Genomic DNA, 18,127 nt, shown 5'->3' on the forward strand with positions numbered 1-18,127 from the left:
AAAAAGAACGAAACCGTTCTTTTTAATGGATGCCGCATGCCATCACCGACTCCCGTCATCGTCGCCAACCTGCGTCGTCTCCGCGAGGCGCGCGGTTACTCGCTGAGCGCGCTGGCCGAACGGGCGGCGATCAGCAAGTCGACGCTCTCGCAGCTCGAGGCCGGTCACGGCAATCCCACCATCGAAACGCTCTGGACCCTGGCCAATACGCTGGGGGTGACGTTCAGCGAGCTGCTGGCCGAGAAAACAGGCGGTGTGACGGTCGGCGAGCCCGGTGGCGGGCAGGTGCAGGTCGTGGCCCGGGGACGGCAATCGCCGCGGGTCGAGGTGTATCTCATGCAGCTCGCGTCGGGCGAAATCAAGCATTCGCGAGGCCATCCGCGTGGCGTGCGCGAGCGCGTCATGGTGGTGGAGGGAACACTGCGCGTGGGCACGCCCCGGGCGCTGGCCGTGTGCCGCGCGGGCGAACAGCATGAGTTCGACGCGGATCTCGACCATCGCTACGAAGCCTTGCTGGGCGCAACGCAGGCGATGGTGACGATTCTCTATCCGCAGCAGTGGGAGGACGCATGAGCGATGATGCGGTAGCGGTCTCGGCGTGGCGGTCGGGCCGGCGCGGCCTGCGTGACAGCGTGTCGCTGGCGGTGGGGTATGCGCCGATCGCGTTTTCGTTCGGGGTGATCAGCGTGCAGGCGGGACTGTCGCCGTGGCAGGCGGTGGCGATTTCGTTGCTGGTCTTCGCCGGCGCCAGCCAGTTTGTGATGGTGGCGATGATGGCCGCGGGCAGCGGCGGACTCACGGTATTGTCGGCCGTGGTGATGATGAATCTGCGCCACCTGTTCTACGGACCGGCACTGGCCACGCGGCTGACCTCGATGCCGCGTCGCCTGGCGCCCTGGCTGGCCTTCGGGCTGACCGACGAGGTCTTCGCGACGGCGATGGCGAAAGGAGCGTCCCGGCCCCTCTCCCCCGCCTGGTGTCTCGGGCTTGCCGCGGGCGCTTATCTGGCCTGGGTCGGCGGTACGGCACTGGGAGCCGGTGTCGGGGCGGGGTGGGCAAGCGATGGCGGCTACGTGGCGCAGGCGCTCGACTTCGTGCTCCCGGCGTTGTTTCTGGCCTTGCTGGCGCAGGCGTGGCGTCGTGCGCGATGGCCGGTGGTGGCGGTGGCCGCCGGCGCTACGCTGCTGGGAATGGTGTGGTGGCCGGGGCATGTCGCCATGCTGGTCGGCATGCTGGCGGGAGCCGCGGTGGGCAGCCGTCGACCTCGCCCCGCATGCTCCGAGGAGGCGACGACATGACATGGTGGAGCATCGTGGTCGCGGCGGGCCTGGGCACCTTCTTGATACGGTATCTGCCGCTGCTCTCCGGAACGCGCCTGGCGCGTGGCGAGGGCTGGCTGAGCCGCTTTCTCGGAGCGCTGGGGCTTGCCGCCATTGCGGCGTTGATCGTCCTCTCGATGAGCGACCTGTGGTGGCAGGCGCCGCACTGGCGCGGTGGGGTGCGCCTGGCGCTGGGCGCGGCGGCGGTGTTGCTGGTGCAGCGTTTGACGCCTAACGTGGGGCTGGCCACGTTGGTGGGCGCCGGCGCCTATGGGGCGGCCGGCGGGTTCCTGGCCGAGTGAGGGAATGCCATGACGGAAGAGGGCGGCATGCCGCGCGTGGAGGTGCGCGAATATCCGGATCGCGTCTTGACCGATCGTCACGGGTTCCATCAGTGGCTGATCGGGCTCGAGGGCGTCGTCGAGCTGGAAGCCGGCGGCGAAGGGGCGCACGTGGAGCCCGGGCAATGGGTCGCCATTCCCAGCGGCAGCGAGCATCACTATCTGGCGCCGGGACGCAACCGCACCCTGGTGCTGGATCTGCCCGTGGCCTGGTGCGAGGCGGCCGGACTGGCCGATATCGCGCCGCGTCGCCTGCCGCCTGCGGCGCTGGGCGGGGGCGAGATGCTCCTCGAGGCGCGTCCCGACCAGTTGGCGGCCCGTCTGCATGCGCTGCTCGCGCAAGGCCGGACGCGGCATGCCTCGCCACGCCTGCGGCTGCTGCACCTGTTGCCGGCAGTCGAGGCCGACCTGGCGTATCCCTGGCGGATACGCGACTGGGCGGCGCGCTGTCACATGACGGAGGCCGCCTTCGCACGCCGTTTCCGGCATTTGACCGGGGTCGCCCCGCATGCCTGGTTGACCGCGCGGCGTCTTCAACGTGCCTGTGAGCTGATGCGCGACCCCCGGCTGACGCTCACCGAGATTGCACAAGCCTGCGGGTTTCACGATAGCGCACACTTCGCACACGCCTTTCGGGCCCACCACGCATGCTCGCCGCGCCAGTGGCGGCAACGTCAGCCGTCCAGTGTCTAGTCGAGGCCCGCGAGTCGCCACAGCATGTCGAGGTAGGGCGGAATCACCAGCGGCGCGGCCACGGTCGTCACGAGAACGGCGATCGCGCCCTTGGCGGGCCGCATGTCGAGCTCCATGGCGATCACCACGACATTGGCCGCCATGGGCACCACCCCCAGCAACAGCAGCACGCCGGTCATCGTCGTCGAGAGCCCTGTCGTCGCCTGCAGGCCGAGCACCAGGCCGAGCATCACCAGCGGCCACATCACGTAGCGCGCGGCGATGCTGGCGGCGAGAAAGCGGGCATCGAACTCGCGCAGCGAGACACCGCCGAGGGTCATGCCGATGATCATCATGCCGAGCACGGTATAGCTGGCACGAAAGTAGTCGAGCCCTTCGATCACTGCACCAGGCACCGACCATGGCAGGTGATGGGCGCCGAGTGCTGCCAGAAAGGCGTAGACCAGTGGCAGACGCACGATCTTGCCAAGGCTCTGGCGTACCGAGAATCGGCCCCGTGCGCTGATGTAGAAGCCCACGGTGAACTCGAAGAGCGTGATGCCGAGCAGGCAGAACAGATAGGCGGCGACGCCCTCGGGCGGCAGCAGCACCATGGCCAGCGGCAGCCCGAAATAACCGGTGTTGCCGGTACCCGCGGAGAACGCCAGCAGGGCGGCCTCCTGCGGAGCGAACCCACGCCGCGCCACGGCATGAGTCACCAGGCACAGCAGACTGGCCAGCACGAACATGCCGGCCGTCAGACCGAGCAAGGCCGGCGAAGGCTCGCCCAGATAAAGCCCGCGAAAGAAGGTCAGCGGTGCGATGAGATAGATCAGCAGCGTGGCGATGGGGCGCGGGTCGATGGCCAGCCGGCGCGTGCAGAGCCAGCCCAGTGCCACGAAGATCAGCAGCATCCACAGCGGTTGGGAAAGGTCGACGTGAGACATGCGGCATTCCTGATGATGAGCGACCATGATGCCCGTTATGCGCCTTGTTGGGCAGACCTGGAAAAAGGGAGGGCCGCTGCCTCATCGGTGTTTTTTCAGCCACGGGGCTTCGCGAGGGCGCTGTGCCCCCGTTCCTGGACACCAGGTTTGCCATCCATGGCCAGAAACCTTCGCTTTGCCCTGTCCCTGATGCGCTGGCAATGCACCCAATGCGGACGTCCTCGGGTCAGGATTCGACAAGTTTGCGGGCCGCGCGCATGGCAGGCTGAGTGCTCGTTCGTATCTGCAAGGGGAGTCGACATGTCACTCGAGGAGTCCGCGTCTCGCCGTGCCACCTGGATCGGTGCCACCACGGTACTCAACTGGGCATTGCTGGCGGCGTTGACGCAATTGGCGGGGCCGGTGCCGCCGTTTCTGCTCACCGCGCTGGCTTTCGGTCTGGCCTTCCTGTGCTTCGTGGTGTGGCTGCGCGTGCGCGGCGAGTCGCTGCGCGCGCCCCTGCGCCAGCCGCCGCGCGTCTGGGCGCTGGGCGTGGGCGGGCTGTTCGGTTATCACGCGCTGTACTTCGTGGCCCAGCAGAACGCGCCTCCGGCCAACGCGGGGCTGATCAGCTATCTGTGGCCGCTGTTGATCGTGTTGTTCGTGGCGCTGCTGCCGGGCGAGCATCTGCGCGTGCGCCATATCGTGGGGGCGTTGCTGGGCTTTGTGGGCGCGGCCTTGCTGGTGGGCGGCGATGTCAGCGCCTCGGGCAGCACCCTGGGCTATGTCGCTGCCTTTGCCTGTGCCTTCCTGTGGAGCGGCTATTCGGTGCTGTCGCGTGCCACTCGTGCGGTTCCCACGGCGGCCGTGGGCGGGTTCTGCCTGGTGACGGCCGTGCTGGCGGGGTTGTGTCACTGGTGGTTCGAGCCCACCCGGTGGCCGCAGGGCATCGGCTGGCTGGGCGTGATCGGTCTGGGCCTCGGCCCGGTGGGAAGCGCATTCTTCACCTGGGACGTGGGCGTCAAGCACGGCGACCTTCGCCTGCTGGGGCTGCTGGCGTATTTCACGCCATTGCTCTCGACGCTGGTGCTGATCGCGGCCGGTTACGCCACCGCGACCCTGTGGCTGGTACTGGCCGCCGGCCTGATCACGCTGGGCATGCTGATCGGCAGTGGCTGGTTGCGTGCGCCGCGGCGTATCACGGTCTCCGACGATTGACCCTGAAGTCCACTCCAGACATTACACTGGAGAAAAGTCACCGAGAGGCATGACGCCAATGGGACATTCGTCTTCCGGTCACGATCATGCGCCGCATGATCACGACCACGACCACGGCCACGGCCACGACCATCACCACGAGCACGCGCCGACGGTCACCGCCGACAGCGCCAAGCGCGTCAAGCTCGCCATGTACCTGACCGCCGGCTTCATGCTCGCGGAAGCGATCGGTGGGTGGATCTCGGGCTCGCTGGCGTTGCTGGCCGATGCCGGGCACATGTTCAGCGACAGCTTTTCACTGGGGCTGGCGCTGTTCGCCTTCTACATGGGCGACAAGGCGCCGGACAAGCGGCGTACCTTTGGCTACCAGCGTTTTCAGGTGCTGGCGGCCTTCATCAACGGGCTGACGTTGCTGGGGATCGCGGTGTGGATCCTGATCGCCGCCGTCCAGCGCTTCTTTCAGCCGGTGGAGGTCATGGCTGCCCCGATGCTGGCCATCGCGGTGCTGGGGCTGCTGGTCAATGTGGTGGTCTTCAGGATCCTGCATGGCGGCGACCATGAGAATCTCAATCTGCGCGGAGCGTTGCTGCACGTCATGGGCGACCTGCTGGGCTCGGTGGCGGCCATCGTGGCCTCGCTGGTCATCATGGCGACCGGATGGATGCCGATCGACCCGTTGCTGTCGATGCTGGCGGCGGCGTTGATTCTGCGCGGCGCCTGGAAGATCGTTCGGCGTTCGGGCCACACCCTGCTCGAAGGCACCCCCGAGGGGATCGATGTCGACGGGATTCGCGCGGCCCTGGAGGACATCGAGGGTGTGGTGAGCGTGCATGACCTTCATGTCTGGGGGCTGACGCCGCAGGATCCGCTGCTCAGCCTGCATCTGGTGGTGCGCGATGACATGTCGCATGCGGTGATGCTCAAGGCCGCCTATGCACGCCTGCACGAGCGTTTCGGGATCAGTCACGCGACCCTGCAGGTCGAGGGCGAGGCGTGCCTGACCGGTGGCGATTGCCAGGTCACGTCGACCACGCACCCCTGAGCGGGGCGGTATTCGTGTGCGCTATGATCCGGATTAATGCCAAGCCGAGAAACTTTCATTGGTCAGCGCGGGTGGGGCACGGCAGAATGCGCGGCATCCATTAGTCACGTGACCCGATGCCGGTCGCGCCATGTCACGAAGAGGGTTGTACGATGAGCACTCGCGAGCATCCGCTGGGCGTCAGCTTCGAATTCTTTCCACCCAGCACCGAGGCGGGACGGGAAAAGCTGAAAGGCGTGCGCGACACGCTGGCCGAGCGGCGTCCGCGTTTCTTTTCGGTGACCTACGGCGCCGGTGGCTCGACGCAGGCACGCACCTTCGAGACCGTGCAGACGGTGCGCCAGAGCGGCATCGACACCGCGCCGCACCTGTCCTGCATCGGCAGCGACAAGGGCGAGTTGCGCGAGCGCCTGGCGAGTTTTCGCGAGGCGGGCATCGACAGCCTGGTGGCGCTGCGCGGCGACTTGCCTTCCGGCATGGGGGGGATGGGCGAGCTGCGCTATGCCAACGAGCTGGTCGAGTTCATCCGCGAGGAAACCGGTGACCATTTCCAGATCGCGGTCGCGGCCTATCCCGAAGCCCACCCCCAGGCCCCCAGCTACGAGCACGACCTGCAGAACTTCGTGCGCAAGATGCAGGCCGGGGCCGATCTGGCCATCACCCAGTATTTCTTCAGCGCCGACGCCTACTTCCACTTCGTCGAGCGTGCCCGGGCACTGGGCGTCGAGGCGCCGATCGTGCCGGGCATCATGCCGATCACCAATTACACCAAGCTGGCGCGCTTTTCCGACGCGTGCGGCGCGGACATTCCCCGCTGGATCCGCAAGCAGCTGGAGGCCTACGGCGATGACAGCGAGAGCATCCAGGCGTTCGGCAGCGAGGTCGTCACGCGCCTCTGCCAGCGGTTGCTCGATGGCGGTGCGCCGGGGTTGCACTTCTATACACTGAACCAGGCGACGCCGGCGCTGCGGGTGCTCGACAACCTGCGCTGCGATACCTGAGTCATGGCGCCGTTCGCAGCTGTCGTCTAGCCTGACACACGTAGACGTCTCACTCATGGACAGGAGAAAGGCATGCTACGTATCTCGCAGATGGCACTCGGCCTCGGTGGCGCCTTGCTGATGCTGGGCAGTGCCCAGGCAGCGCAACACGACATCGAGCTGCATCAGGTCAATGCGCAAGGCACCGGCGACAGCGTCGGCAGCGTCACGCTCGAGGATACCGACTACGGCCTGCTGTTGACCCCGGATCTGTCAGGTCTCGAACCCGGCATGCACGGGTTCCACGTGCACATGAACCCGAGCTGCCAGCCTTCGGAGCAGGACGGGGAAACGGTGCCGGGCGGTGCTGCCGGCGGCCACTACGATCCCGAGGACACCGGCACGCACCAGGGCCCTTACGGCGACGGGCATCTCGGAGATCTGCCGGTCTTGATGGTCGACGACGACGGCAATGCCACGACTCCGGTGCTGGCGCCACGCCTGGAAGCATCCGATCTCCAGGGCCGTGCGCTGATGGTGCACGTCGGCGGTGACAATTACAGCGATGAACCCAAGCTGGGCGGCGGCGGCAAGCGTGTCGCCTGCGGCACCTGGTCCCAGTGAAGGCACCTCGGTAATGGCGCAACGCGAAAAGGCTCCCGATCGGGAGCCTTTTTCATTCCATGACGGTGCCGCGCGGCTCGGCGTCAGTGCGTCTTGCCGTCACTCGGGTCGATCAGTCGAACGGTCTGGATGTCGTCCGAGGTGTCTTCCTCGCGCGGCTGATTGACGCGTGTGGGCAGGTCCGTGGCGAACCCGTTTTCGTCGATGGCCAGCTGTTCCAGATAATCGCAGGAGACGCATTCGCGGTAGCGAATGCCGTTCTGCTCCCAGGCACGGATGCGGTCCATGGCCGCGCAACGCGGGCAGATGGCGCCGGCGATGAAACGCTTGGGGGTAGCCGTCATCACGCACTCCTCTTGAAACGGCGACCGGGCGTGCGGCCCGGTCGAAAGTTGGGCTCGAACGCGCCGTCAGGCCGCCTCGGCGCTCTCGATGCCGGAATGGCGCAGTAGCGGTTCGATGCTCGGTGCACGTCCCCGAAAGGCTTCGAACAAGGCGGCGGCGTCGCGCGAACCGCCCCGTTCGAGAATTTCCTGACGGAAGCGCTGGCCCGTCGCCGTGTCGAAGATGCCGGCTTCCTCGAAGGCGCTGTAGGCATCCGCCGAGAGGACTTCGGCCCATTTGTAGCTGTAATAGCCTGCGGCATAACCGCCGGCGAAGATATGGCCGAAGCCGTTCTGGAAACGGTTGAAGTCGACGCGCGGCGTGACGGATGTCTTGTCGCGCACGTCGTCGAGCAGGGCCTGGACCTCGTCGGCACTGGGCGCCTGGCTTTCATGATGCAGGCGGAAGTCGAACAGGGACAGTTCGAGCTGGCGCATCATGCCCATGGCCGACTGGAAGTTGCGTGCGGCCTGCAGCTTGTCGAGCAGGGCGTCAGGCAGTTTTTCGCCGGTATCCACATGAGCGGCGATCATGTCCAGCCCCTCGCGCTCCCAGCAGAAGTTTTCCATGAACTGGCTGGGCAGCTCGACGGCATCCCAGGCGACGCCATTGATGCCGGAGACATCGGCGACGGTCTGCCGCGTCAGCATGTGGTGCAGGCCATGCCCGAACTCGTGGAAGAGCGTCAGCACCTCGTCGTGCGTGAGCAGGGCGGGCTTGCCGCCCACGGGGCGCGTGAAGTTGCAGGTCAGGTAGGCGACGGGCAGCTGCAGGCTGCCGTCCTCGCGGGTGCGCCGCACACGGCATTCGTCCATCCAGGCACCGCCACGCTTGCCTTCGCGGGCATACAGGTCGAGGTAGAACCCGGCGATGGGCGTATCACCGTCGAGGATCTCGAAGTAGCGCACGTCCGGGTGATAGCGCGGCACGTCGTCACGTTCGGCGAAATCGATGCCGTACAGGGTGCCGGTAACCTGGAACAGTCCCTCGATCACCCTGGGGGCCGGGAAGTAGGGGCGCAGCTGTTCCTGGGAGATGGCATAGCGTGCCTCGCGCAGTTTCTCGCTGACATAGCCGATATCCCACGGCTTCAGCGTCTCGAGTCCCAGCGATTCGCGGGCGAAGGCCTCCAGCTCGTTGAATTCGCGCTGGGCCTGGGGGTGCGCACGATCGGCCAGGTCACCGAGGAAGCCCAGTACCTGCTGGGGCGAGTCGGCCATCTTGGTGGCCAGCGAATAGTCGGCATAGGTGTCGAAGCCGAGCAGCTCGGCCAGTTCGCGACGCAGACGCAGCGTTTCCTCGATGATCGGGGCGTTGTCGAAACGCCCGGCGTGCGGGCCCTTGTCCGAGGCACGGGTCACGAAGGCGGTATAGACTTCTTCACGCAGCGCGCGGTCGTCGGCGAAGGAGAGCACCGGGTAGAAGCTGGGGAAGTCGAGCGTGATGCGGTAACCGTCGACGCCCTTGGCCTCGGCATTGGCCTTGAGCGTGGCCAGGGCGCTGTCGGGCAGGCCCCCAAGGCGCGTGTCGTCGGTCAGGTCGAGGTGCCATGCCTGGGTGGCGTCGAGCACATGATTGGAGAACGTGTTGGCCAGTTCCGACAGGCGCGCTTGAATCTCGCCATAGCGGCGTTTCCGGTCCTCGGGAAGATCGACACCGGCGAGACGGAAATCGCGCAGGGTATTGTCGATGGAGCGCTGCTGGCCCTCCTCGAGACGTGCGTATTCGTCGCTTTCCTTGAGGCGCGTGAAGGCCTCGAACAGTCCCTGGTGCTGGCCGAGCCAGGTGCTGTAGTCGGACAGCATGGCGAGACAGGCCTGATATGCCTCGCGCAGCGCCTCGTTGTTCATGGTGGAATTGAGGTGCGACACGGGCGACCAGGCTTGGGAGAGCCGGTCGTTGAGGGCCTCCAACGGTGCGGCGAGGCTTTCCCAACTGATCTGCGACTGCTGGGCGAGGGCCTCGATGTCACGGCGATTCTCCGCCAGGAGCTGCTCGATGGCCGGCACCACATGCTCGGGCTGGATGTCATCGAACGGCGGCAGGACATGCGATTCGAGCAAGGGGTTGCGTGACATGGGCACCTCGATATGAACGTGTGAATGAAGCATAGGTGGGGGTGGCCCCGGCTGCTTTCAATGTTGCGGCAATTGGCCGCCATCCCCGCGCCTGCTAGGCTTGGCGCTTTCGGCGCGGGTGCGCCATGAGTCGTGCGACGAAGGATACAACGCCATGAGTGAAACGCTGGAACGCTGGGGGTCGCGACGTGCCTTCATTCTCGCGGTGACCGGGGCGGCCGTGGGGCTGGGCAACATCTGGCGCTTTCCCTACATGACGGGCGAAAACGGCGGAGCGGCCTTCTTGCTGCTGTACGTGGCGTTCGTGATGGTGCTGGGGCTGCCGATCATGATGGCCGAGATCCTGGTGGGGCGTGCCGGTCGTCGCGGGCCGATGCAATCGTTGGCGCACCTGGCGCGTCACGCGGGCGTGTCGCCGCATTGGCGCTGGCTGGGGCTGTTCGGCGCCATAACGGTGTTCTTCATCCTGTCGTTCTATTCGGTGGTCTCGGGGTGGTCGATCGAGTATCTGATCGAGTCGGTCAACGGCAACTTCAGTGGCCGGACGCCGGCTGAAATCGGGGCCAGTTTCGAGGCCTTCCTCGCCGACCCGCTGCGCATGACGTTCAATCACACGCTCTTCATGCTGCTGACCATGTCGGTGGTCGCGGCGGGCATTTCCGGTGGCCTGGAGCGACTCAACAACCTGTTGATGCCGCTTCTTTACATCCTGCTGGTGGTATTGGCCGGTTATGCCGTGACGACCGATGGCTTCGGCACCGCCATGACATGGCTGTTCGCGCCCGACCTCGATGCCATCACCCTGAGCGTGGTGCTCAATGCCATGGGACATGCATTCTTCACCCTGGCGGTGGGCGCCTGCGCGTTGATGGCCTATGGCGCCTACATGCCCGACCATCAGAGCCTGCCACGTGCAGTGATGGCGGTGGCCGTGCTGGATATCACCGTGGCGCTGCTGGCGGGGATCGCGATCTTCTCGGTGGTCTTCTCGCAGGGCATGGATCCCGGCGAGGGACCGGGGTTGATGTTCGTGACCCTGCCGATCGCCTTTTCCGACCTGCCGGGCGGGTCGTTATGGCTGGGCGTCTTCTTCCTGCTGTTGCTGCTGGCGACCTGGACCTCGTCGATCAACCTGGCCGAGCCGATGGTGGCGATCTTCACCGATGCCGGCCTCAAGCGGGGCAAGGCGACGGCGCTGATCGGCACCCTGGTCTGGATGGTCGGCTTGCTGTCGGTGTTTTCGTTCTCGACCCTGTCGGAGGTGACATGGGTTGCGGGCATGAACTTCTTCGAGCTGGTGACCACGGTGCCGCCCGAGATTTTCCTGCCCATCGGCGGCTTGCTGATCGCGATCTTCGCCGCCTGGGTCATGCCGGCCAGCGAAGCGATGCGAGCGCTGGATGCCGGGCCCGGCGGTTTCCGGTTATGGCGCGGCGTGGTGCGCTACGTGTCGATTCCACTGCTGGTGATCGTACTGCTCTCGGCGCTTTGGTGAGGGGAGCCGCCGCAAGGCATGCCACCCTATTGGCAACGACAACAGGACAAGGAGACAGCTGATGACACTGCGGACGTTTCAGGGAATGACGCCGCGCCTGGGCGCACGGGTCTACCTCGACCCCGCCTGCGTGGTGCTGGGCGACGTTACCCTGGGGGACGACTGTTCGGTATGGCCGATGACCGTGATTCGCGGCGACATGCACCGCATCCGCATCGGTGCGCGCTGCAGCATCCAGGATGGCAGCGTGCTGCACATCACCCATGCCAGCGACTATAACCCCGAGGGCTATCCGCTGACGCTCGGTGACGACGTGACGGTGGGTCACAAGGCGCTGCTGCATGGGTGTACCATCGGCAGTCGGGTACTGGTGGGCATGGGCGCCACGGTCATGGATGGCGTGGTCGTCGAGGATGAGGTGATCATCGCCGCCGGAGCAGTGGTGACACCGGGCAAGCGCCTGGAAAGCGGGCACGTCTATGCGGGGAACCCCGCGAAGCCGCTGCGCGCGCTCAAGGAGGGCGAGCGCGCGTTCTTCACGTATACGGCGGGCAATTACGTCAAGCTCAAGGACGACTACTTGGCCCAGCCTTCCGTGTAACGCTGCCGGCATGGCCTGCGCGGTCCGTCTTTTCTCGTTCAACGCATTGTTTTGTCTCGTCGCGAAGCCGCATAATCTGGTTTTTCATCCAGTATTGTCGAGGGGCGTTTCGGGCGGGCCATGGCCAACTTTCGTACACATTTCGGCGTTGCCCTGGGCGGCGGCGCGCTGGCGGCCTATGCGGGATGGCAGGCGAGCCTGTGGAGTCTCAACGAAGGCTGGCCGCTGGCGGTGCTGACGGCGTTTGGCGGGATCCTGCCCGACATCGACTCCGACCACTCGCATGCCATCCGCCTGATCTTCACGCTGCTGGCGGTCCTGGCGGTGATCGCCGGGGCGCTATGGCTGCAATCGCGCCTGGCGCCGGGGCCGTTGGTCATGGCCTGCGGCGGGCTGTACGTCGGCGTACGCTACCTCGCCGGCGCCATCTTCAAGCGGTTCACCGTGCACCGGGGCGTCTGGCACTCGCTGCTCGCGAGTCTGCTGTGCGGCATGGGCACGGCGGCGATGAGCTTTCATCTGCTGGCTCAGCCGGCGCCGATGGCCTGGGCGCAGGGCATGGCGCTGAGCCTGGGTGCGGTGATTCACCTCTTGCTCGACGAGCTGTACAGCGTCGACCTGGTCGGCTCGCGGCTCAAGCGTTCCTTCGGCACCGCCTTCAAGCTGTTCGACTACCGCGAACCCGGCAATGCCGTGCTGATGCTGCTGCTGGGGGTCGCCCTCGCGCCCTGGCTGCCGCCCTGGACCACGCTGTGGGAGCTGGTAGGGCGTGGCGTGGCCTTGTGGCCCTCGCCGTGACGACTCGCTGACGGGTACGATTCATGTCCGGGGTTCGGGAAGCCCCTGGGAGCGACGCTGCGCACGCTGGGCGCGCGTTTCGGCGCGCTCGAGCTCCAGCAGCCCCTCCTCGACGAAGATCAGGTGTTCGTGGGCACGTGTCCGGGCCTCGTCGGCGTGGCCGGCGATGATGCTGTCGTAGAGGGCGCGGTGTTGGTCCATGAGGCGGTCGCGAGAATCGGGCTTCTCGAACAGGTGGGCCAGGTTGGCGACGATGCTCTTTTCCAGCAGGTGAAACAGGCCGCGCATGGTGTGCAGGAGCAGGACGTTATGGCCTGCCTCGGCGATGGCCAGGTGAAAGGCCGCGTCGGCACGTGCCTCGCGCATCGGGTCGCTGGCACGGTCGGGATGCCGGTAGCTTTCCTCCAGGGCCTCGAAGCGGGTTTTCAACATGGCCTTGTCGGCCGGCGTGGCGCGCAGGGCGGCATAGTAGGCGGCGATGCCTTCCAGTGCGTCGCGAAACTCGAGCAGGTCGAGATTGAACTCGCCGTGGCGGGCGAGCATTTCCAGCAGCGGATCGCTGTAACTGTTGTTGAGTTGCTCGGACACGAAGGTGCCGCCGCCCTGGCGGCTGGTCAGCAGGCCGCGCGCCGCGAGCTTCTGGATGGCCTCGCGCAGGGAGGGGCGCGACACGCCGAAATGCTCGGCCAGTTCACGCTCGGGGGGCAGTTTCTCCCCCGGCTTGAGGCTGCCTTCGAGGAGCATGGCTTCGAGCCGTTCGGTGATGACATCGGCGAGGCGAGGTTGTCTGACGCGTTGATAGGCCATGGGACGCTGCTCGTTGCTGGGCGTAGGATCGCCAGTGTAGTGATCGTCTGATAAATGGTATTACCAATTTTACGCGATTGCACGCGCTGCCCCAAGCCTCCTGCGAATGGGCGAGGGGTCTCGCTGATGTAGAGCCAGCAGGGCATTTGGCCGAAGCAAGTGACTAAAGTATGAGCCGGTTTCGGCGTCTGCCGCTGTTCGCGAGTTGACCTTGCCAATGACCGGCCATAAAGTTGATCCGATGTATATTGTAAATTGGTAATACCAATATCGCCGAGGCTAGAGATGTTGCCGCGGCGATCGCTCATCGCCAGCGCCTCATTTGCACAGGGTTCGTCATGATCATTTCCGCTTCCACGGACTACCGTCACGCCGCCAAGCGACGCCTTCCGCCCTTTCTCTTTCACTATGCCGACGGGGGCGCCTACGCCGAGCATACGCTGCGTCGCAATGTCGAGGATCTTGCCGGTATCGCGTTGCGTCAACGCGTATTGAAGGACATGTCCCATTTGTCCCTGGAGACCGAGCTGTTCGGCGAACCTCTGGCCATGCCCGTCGCCCTGGCCCCCGTGGGGCTGGCCGGCATGTATGCCCGGCGCGGCGAGGTGCAGGCGGCGCGCGCCGCGGCCTCGAAAGGCATCCCGTTCACGCTGTCGACGGTGTCGGTGTGTCCCATCGCTGAGGTGGCCTCGGCCATCGAGCGGCCTCTCTGGTTCCAGCTCTATGTACTGCGGGACAGGGGCTTCATGAAGCATGTGCTGGAGCGTGCCAAGGCCGCCGGCGTCAAGACGCTCGTCTTCACGGTCGACATGCCGGTGCCCGGCGCGCGCTATCGCGATGCGCACTCCGGCATGAGCGGCAAGCACGGGGGCCTTCGGCGCATGCTGCAGGCCGTGACGCATCCGTCCTGGGCCTGGGACGTGGGGCTTCACGGCCGGCCGCACGATCTGGGCAACGTGTCCGATTATCGCGGCCAGCCGACGGAGCTCGAAGACTACATTGCCTGGCTCGGCAACAACTTCGATCCTTCCATTTCCTGGAAGGATCTGGAATGGATCCGCGAGTTCTGGGACGGGCCGATGATCATCAAGGGCATTCTCGACCCCGAGGATGCCCGCGATGCGGTGCGCTTCGGCGCGGATGGCATCGTCGTGTCCAATCACGGCGGCCGTCAGCTCGACGGTGTGCCCTCCACCGCGCGTGCTCTGCCGGCGATCGCCGATGCGGTCAAGGGCGACCTGGCCATCCTGGCCGATTCCGGCGTGCGCAATGGGCTCGATGTCGTGCGGATGATCGCCATGGGGGCTGATACTATATTGTTGGGGCGTGCCTATATCTATGCGCTGGCCACCGCCGGCGAGGCGGGCGTTGCCCACCTGCTCGAGCTGTTCGAGAAGGAGATGCGGGTCGCGATGACGCTCACCGGCGCGCGCTCCATCGCCGAGCTGGGTTCGGATTCGCTGGTCACCGGGTCTGCGGCGGCGTCGATCGAACGCACGCTTTCGCCGAGCCTGTAATGATCGCGGCTCGGGTGCCGTCGTCGCGCGAGCGCCTGGGCCGCCGAGACAAGGGCGCAACGGGGTGGCGGTCGATGCCCCGGTCTTGCTTTCGCTGTCGACCGATCGGGACTCATGATGAAAAAGCCTTACGAAGAGCTGCACGAGGCACTGCGCGGGATCCTGCCCGCCGAGCGCCTGATTGACGACCCGCTGCGATTGCTCGCCTATGGCACCGATGCCAGCTTCTATCGATTGATCCCGCAACTGGTCGTCCGCCCCGACAGCGAAGAAGAACTGATGGGCGTGCTCGCCGAGTGCCGGCGTCGGCGCCTGCCGGTGACGTTTCGCACGGCGGGGACGTCGCTTTCCGGGCAGGCGGTGACCGACTCGGTGCTCGTTCAGTTGAATCAGGGGTGGCGCGATTACCGCATCCTCGACGCGGGACGGGCGATCCGCCTGCAACCCGGCATCATCGGGGCCCGCGCCAACCAGTTGCTGGCCCCTTACGGGCGCAAGATCGGTCCCGACCCCGCATCGATCAACAGTTGCATGATCGGAGGGATCGCCGCCAACAATGCCTCGGGCATGTGCTGCGGCACGGCACAGAACAGTTATCGCACGCTGCGTGACATTCGCGTCATTCTCGCCGACGGCACGCTGCTCGATACCGCGGATGCGGATAGCAGGGCGGCATTTCGCGACTCGCATGCCGCGCTGCTCGAGGCATTGGAGCGGCTGGGGCGAGAGACCCGGGAAAACGCGCCGCTGGCCGAGCGCATTCGTCACAAGTACCGGCTCAAGAACACCACCGGCTACGCGCTCAATAGTCTGGTCGATTTCGAGGATGGCTTCGATATTCTCGCCCACCTGATGATCGGCTCCGAGGGAACGCTCGGCTTCATCAGTGCCATTACCTACGACACCGTGGCGGATGCGCCTCTGAAAACGGCGGCGCTGGCCTTCTTCCCCGACATGGCCACGGCGTGTCGAGCCACGCTCGCGCTCAAGTCGGCGCCGGTGTCGGCGGTCGAATTGATGGATCGAGCGGCCTTGCGCTCGGTGGAGGGGAGTCCAGGCATGCCGGAGCGCCTCAAGACGCTGCCCGCCGCTGCCACGGCACTGCTCATCGATGTGCGTGCCGAGGACGAGGCGACGCTGACACAGCAGATGGCGGCGGTGCACGCGGCGCTCGAGGGCATCAAGACATTGGAGCCGCTGGGCTTCACGCGCGATCCCGAGGAGTACGCGCGATACTGGAAAGTACGCAAGGGACTGTTTCCTGCCGTGGGCGCGGTGCGTGACGTGGGAACCACGGTCATCATCGAGGATGTCGCCTTCCCGATAGAATGTCTCGAGGCCGGGGTGGCGGCGTTGACCGAGGCATTCCGGCGCCATGGCTACGAGGGCGCCATCCTGTTCGGGCATGCGCTGGAAGGCAATTTGCACTTCGTCTTTCCCCAGGGCTTCGAGACGCCGGCCGAGATACAGCGATATGCCGCATTGATGGAGGACGTCGCGACCCTGGTGGCCGACGAGTATGGCGGCTCGCTCAAGGCGGAGCACGGGACGGGGCGCAACATGGCGCCGTATGTCGAGCGTGAGTGGGGCGCCGAGGCGTATGCGTTGATGTGGCGTATCAAGGCGCTCTTCGACGCGGATAATGTACTCAACCCCGATGTCGTGTTGAGTCGCGATCCCGAGCAGCATATCCACAACCTCAAGCCGCTGCCTGCCGCCGATCCCATTGTGGACAAGTGCATCGAATGCGGCTTCTGCGAGCCGGTATGTCCGTCGCGGGAGCTGACCCTGACACCACGTCAGCGCATCGTGATTCAACGCGAAATGGCGCGGCTCGAAGCCTCCGGTGGGCAGGAGGACGCATCGCGCCTGGCGACGCTTCGCGACGCCTACCAATATCAGGGCATCGATACGTGTGCGGCGGATGGCCTGTGCGCCACGCAGTGCCCGGTCGGGATCAATACCGGGGACCTCGTGCGTGAATGGCGGCACCGGCAGGTCGCCGAACACGGTGACGCGGCGCACCTCATCGGCCGCCACTTTTCAGGGACCACGCGACTGGGACGGGGCGGACTGCGCGTCCTCGACCTGACCCATGGCGTGCTGGGGACACGCTTGATGGGAGCGTTGTCGAAAGGGGCGCGACACCTGAGCGGGGCACGTTTGCCGCAATGGTCGCCGAGTCTTCCCGGGCCGGCACCGGTGCGCATCTTGGAGCGCCGTGCCGGCAAGCCGCCCGTCGGCCGGGGCGACAAGGTCGTCTATCTGCCTGCCTGTGCCACACGCGTCTTCGGTACCTCGCGCCAGGATGCGCACGCCCGGGCCGTGACCCGGACCACGTTGGCGCTGCTGGAAAAGGCCGGTTTCGAGGTCGTCATGCCGGCGATGATCGGCCACCTGTGCTGTGGCATGGCGTTTCAGTCCCGGGGGCAGTTCGCGGAGGCGGATCACAAGGCGCGCGAGCTCAACCGTGAGCTGTTGCTGGCCTCTCAGAATGGGCGCTATCCGGTGTTGTGCGATACCAGCCCGTGCACGCAGCGCATGCGTGAGCGGCTGGATAAGCGGCTGCAGATACAAGAGCCCGTTGCGTTCGCGCACGACCACCTGTTGCCGCGCCTGTCGATCACGCCGAAGCGGGCGCGTATTGCGTTGCACATCACTTGCTCGAGCACCTGCATGGGACTGGATGACAAGTTTCTCGCCCTGGCCAAACGTTGCGCCGACGACGTCGTGGTGCCTCCGGACATCACGTGCTGCGGGTTTGCCGGCGACAAAGGGTTCACGGTGCCGGAGTTGAACGCGTCGGCACTACGGGGGCTGGCCGATGCCGTGCGTGGCTGCGAGGCGGGGTACTCCAACTCGCGCACCTGCGAGATGGGGCTGAGCCAGCATGCCGGCATTCCCTACCGCTCGATTCTCGATCTGCTTCATGACGTCAGCCGCCCCCTGGAGGCGAAAAGCCCGCAGGCACAGGTCGATGTCGGACGTGTGACAAGCGAGTGATCTCGAGGCATTATTTTTGTCTCGCCCCCTTGCGTTCACGGCGGCGGATCCGTAAAGTACGCATCCGCTGCCGGCGACGGACCTCGTGGCCAGCGGTGAAAGAGGTTCGCAAGTGACTGACTTGCTTGAGATTTTCAGGTTCGCCTCGAAGGATCTCGCTTGACAGTCGCGCCGGTTTCGGTAAAATGCGCACCTCGCGAGTCGCCACTCATCGCACGGTGGTTCGGATGCGGTGACGGATTGTCCCGACAGGCATTTTGCCTTGACAATCACGGCGGTATCGGTAGAATACGCCTTCCTCGTTAGGCGCTTTGGCGAAAAC

General features: G+C 65.7%; 17 protein-coding genes. 13 read left to right on the forward strand and 4 right to left on the reverse strand.

The genetic code is table 11. The features are described 5' to 3' along the window. Window positions 1-36: 36 nt before the first annotated feature. From CSAL_RS01950 to CSAL_RS01965, 4 genes are read left to right on the forward strand one after another with little or no spacing between them, the layout of a single operon-like run. Window positions 37-573 carry an XRE family transcriptional regulator gene (locus tag CSAL_RS01950; RefSeq protein WP_011505697.1) on the forward strand — a complete coding sequence of 179 codons (537 nt, stop codon included), beginning with the start codon at window positions 37-39 and terminating at the stop codon, window positions 571-573. Next, entirely contained in the window at window positions 570-1,298 is a 729-nt protein-coding gene (locus CSAL_RS01955; RefSeq protein ID WP_011505698.1) for an AzlC family ABC transporter permease, read from the forward strand. The genes CSAL_RS01950 and CSAL_RS01955 overlap by 4 nt, the downstream gene beginning before the upstream one ends. Continuing rightward, a complete protein-coding gene (locus tag CSAL_RS01960; protein ID WP_011505699.1) occupies window positions 1,295-1,621 on the forward strand; it encodes an AzlD domain-containing protein in 327 nt (108 codons plus the stop codon). Before CSAL_RS01955 ends, CSAL_RS01960 begins: the two co-directional genes overlap by 4 nt. Window positions 1,622-1,630: 9 nt before the next feature. Then, entirely contained in the window at window positions 1,631-2,353 is a 723-nt protein-coding gene (locus CSAL_RS01965; protein ID WP_244846464.1) for a helix-turn-helix transcriptional regulator, read from the forward strand. Here the strand turns inward: CSAL_RS01965 and CSAL_RS01970 are convergent. Beyond that, a complete protein-coding gene (locus CSAL_RS01970) occupies window positions 2,350-3,279 on the reverse strand; it encodes an AEC family transporter (RefSeq protein WP_011505701.1) in 930 nt (309 codons plus the stop codon). The genes CSAL_RS01965 and CSAL_RS01970 overlap by 4 nt on opposite strands. Before the next feature lie 300 nt (window positions 3,280-3,579). Between CSAL_RS01970 and yddG the strand changes: the two genes are divergently transcribed. The 4 genes from yddG to sodC all read left to right on the forward strand — a co-directional run bounded on the left by yddG (window position 3,580) and on the right by sodC (window position 7,122). After that, the gene (gene yddG, locus CSAL_RS01975; protein WP_011505702.1) at window positions 3,580-4,476 is read left to right on the forward strand and encodes an aromatic amino acid exporter YddG; all 897 of its coding nucleotides are present in this window, start codon (window positions 3,580-3,582) and stop codon (window positions 4,474-4,476) included. A gap of 58 nt (window positions 4,477-4,534) precedes the next feature. After that, a complete protein-coding gene (locus CSAL_RS01980; protein ID WP_011505703.1) occupies window positions 4,535-5,518 on the forward strand; it encodes a cation diffusion facilitator family transporter in 984 nt (327 codons plus the stop codon). 152 nt (window positions 5,519-5,670) lie between these two features. Next, window positions 5,671-6,519, forward strand: a complete 849-nt coding sequence (gene metF, locus CSAL_RS01985; protein ID WP_011505704.1) for a methylenetetrahydrofolate reductase [NAD(P)H] — start codon at window positions 5,671-5,673, stop codon at window positions 6,517-6,519. A 72-nt stretch (window positions 6,520-6,591) separates the two neighbouring features. Beyond that, entirely contained in the window at window positions 6,592-7,122 is a 531-nt protein-coding gene (gene sodC / locus CSAL_RS01990; RefSeq protein WP_011505705.1) for a superoxide dismutase family protein, read from the forward strand. A gap of 83 nt (window positions 7,123-7,205) precedes the next feature. Here sodC and CSAL_RS01995 read toward each other — a convergent pair whose 3' ends face one another. After that, a complete protein-coding gene (locus tag CSAL_RS01995) occupies window positions 7,206-7,466 on the reverse strand; it encodes a YheV family putative zinc ribbon protein (RefSeq protein WP_011505706.1) in 261 nt (86 codons plus the stop codon). Between the two features lie 66 nt (window positions 7,467-7,532). Beyond that, window positions 7,533-9,584, reverse strand: coding sequence for an oligopeptidase A (gene prlC, locus CSAL_RS02000; protein WP_043557895.1), 2,052 nt, complete (start codon window positions 9,582-9,584; stop codon window positions 7,533-7,535). A gap of 154 nt (window positions 9,585-9,738) precedes the next feature. On the opposite strand from prlC, the gene CSAL_RS02005 reads away from it, so the two are divergent. From CSAL_RS02005 to CSAL_RS02015, 3 genes are all read left to right on the forward strand, one after another. Beyond that, complete coding sequence (locus CSAL_RS02005) at window positions 9,739-11,079, forward strand: sodium-dependent transporter (protein ID WP_011505708.1); 1,341 nt, start codon at window positions 9,739-9,741, stop codon at window positions 11,077-11,079. A gap of 61 nt (window positions 11,080-11,140) precedes the next feature. Continuing rightward, window positions 11,141-11,680 carry a gamma carbonic anhydrase family protein gene (locus CSAL_RS02010; RefSeq protein ID WP_011505709.1) on the forward strand — a complete coding sequence of 180 codons (540 nt, stop codon included), beginning with the start codon at window positions 11,141-11,143 and terminating at the stop codon, window positions 11,678-11,680. 120 nt (window positions 11,681-11,800) lie between these two features. Further along, window positions 11,801-12,478 (forward strand): metal-dependent hydrolase, encoded by a 678-nt coding sequence (locus CSAL_RS02015; RefSeq protein ID WP_011505710.1) that lies wholly within the window; start codon window positions 11,801-11,803, stop codon window positions 12,476-12,478. Between the two features lie 21 nt (window positions 12,479-12,499). Here the strand turns inward: CSAL_RS02015 and CSAL_RS02020 are convergent, their stop codons facing one another. Beyond that, a complete protein-coding gene (locus CSAL_RS02020; RefSeq protein WP_011505711.1) occupies window positions 12,500-13,285 on the reverse strand; it encodes a GntR family transcriptional regulator in 786 nt (261 codons plus the stop codon). Between the two features lie 338 nt (window positions 13,286-13,623). Between CSAL_RS02020 and lldD the strand changes: the two genes are divergently transcribed. Then, the gene (gene lldD, locus CSAL_RS02025) at window positions 13,624-14,802 is read left to right on the forward strand and encodes an FMN-dependent L-lactate dehydrogenase LldD (RefSeq protein WP_011505712.1); all 1,179 of its coding nucleotides are present in this window, start codon (window positions 13,624-13,626) and stop codon (window positions 14,800-14,802) included. Between the two features lie 117 nt (window positions 14,803-14,919). Continuing rightward, window positions 14,920-17,805: an FAD-binding and (Fe-S)-binding domain-containing protein gene (locus CSAL_RS02030; RefSeq protein WP_011505713.1), complete on the forward strand. Its 2,886-nt coding sequence runs from the start codon at window positions 14,920-14,922 to the stop codon at window positions 17,803-17,805. The last annotated feature ends 322 nt before the right edge of the window (window positions 17,806-18,127 follow it).

This window comes from Chromohalobacter israelensis DSM 3043, from assembly GCF_000055785.1.
In the GTDB taxonomy this organism is placed as follows: Bacteria; Pseudomonadota; Gammaproteobacteria; order Pseudomonadales; family Halomonadaceae; genus Chromohalobacter; species Chromohalobacter israelensis.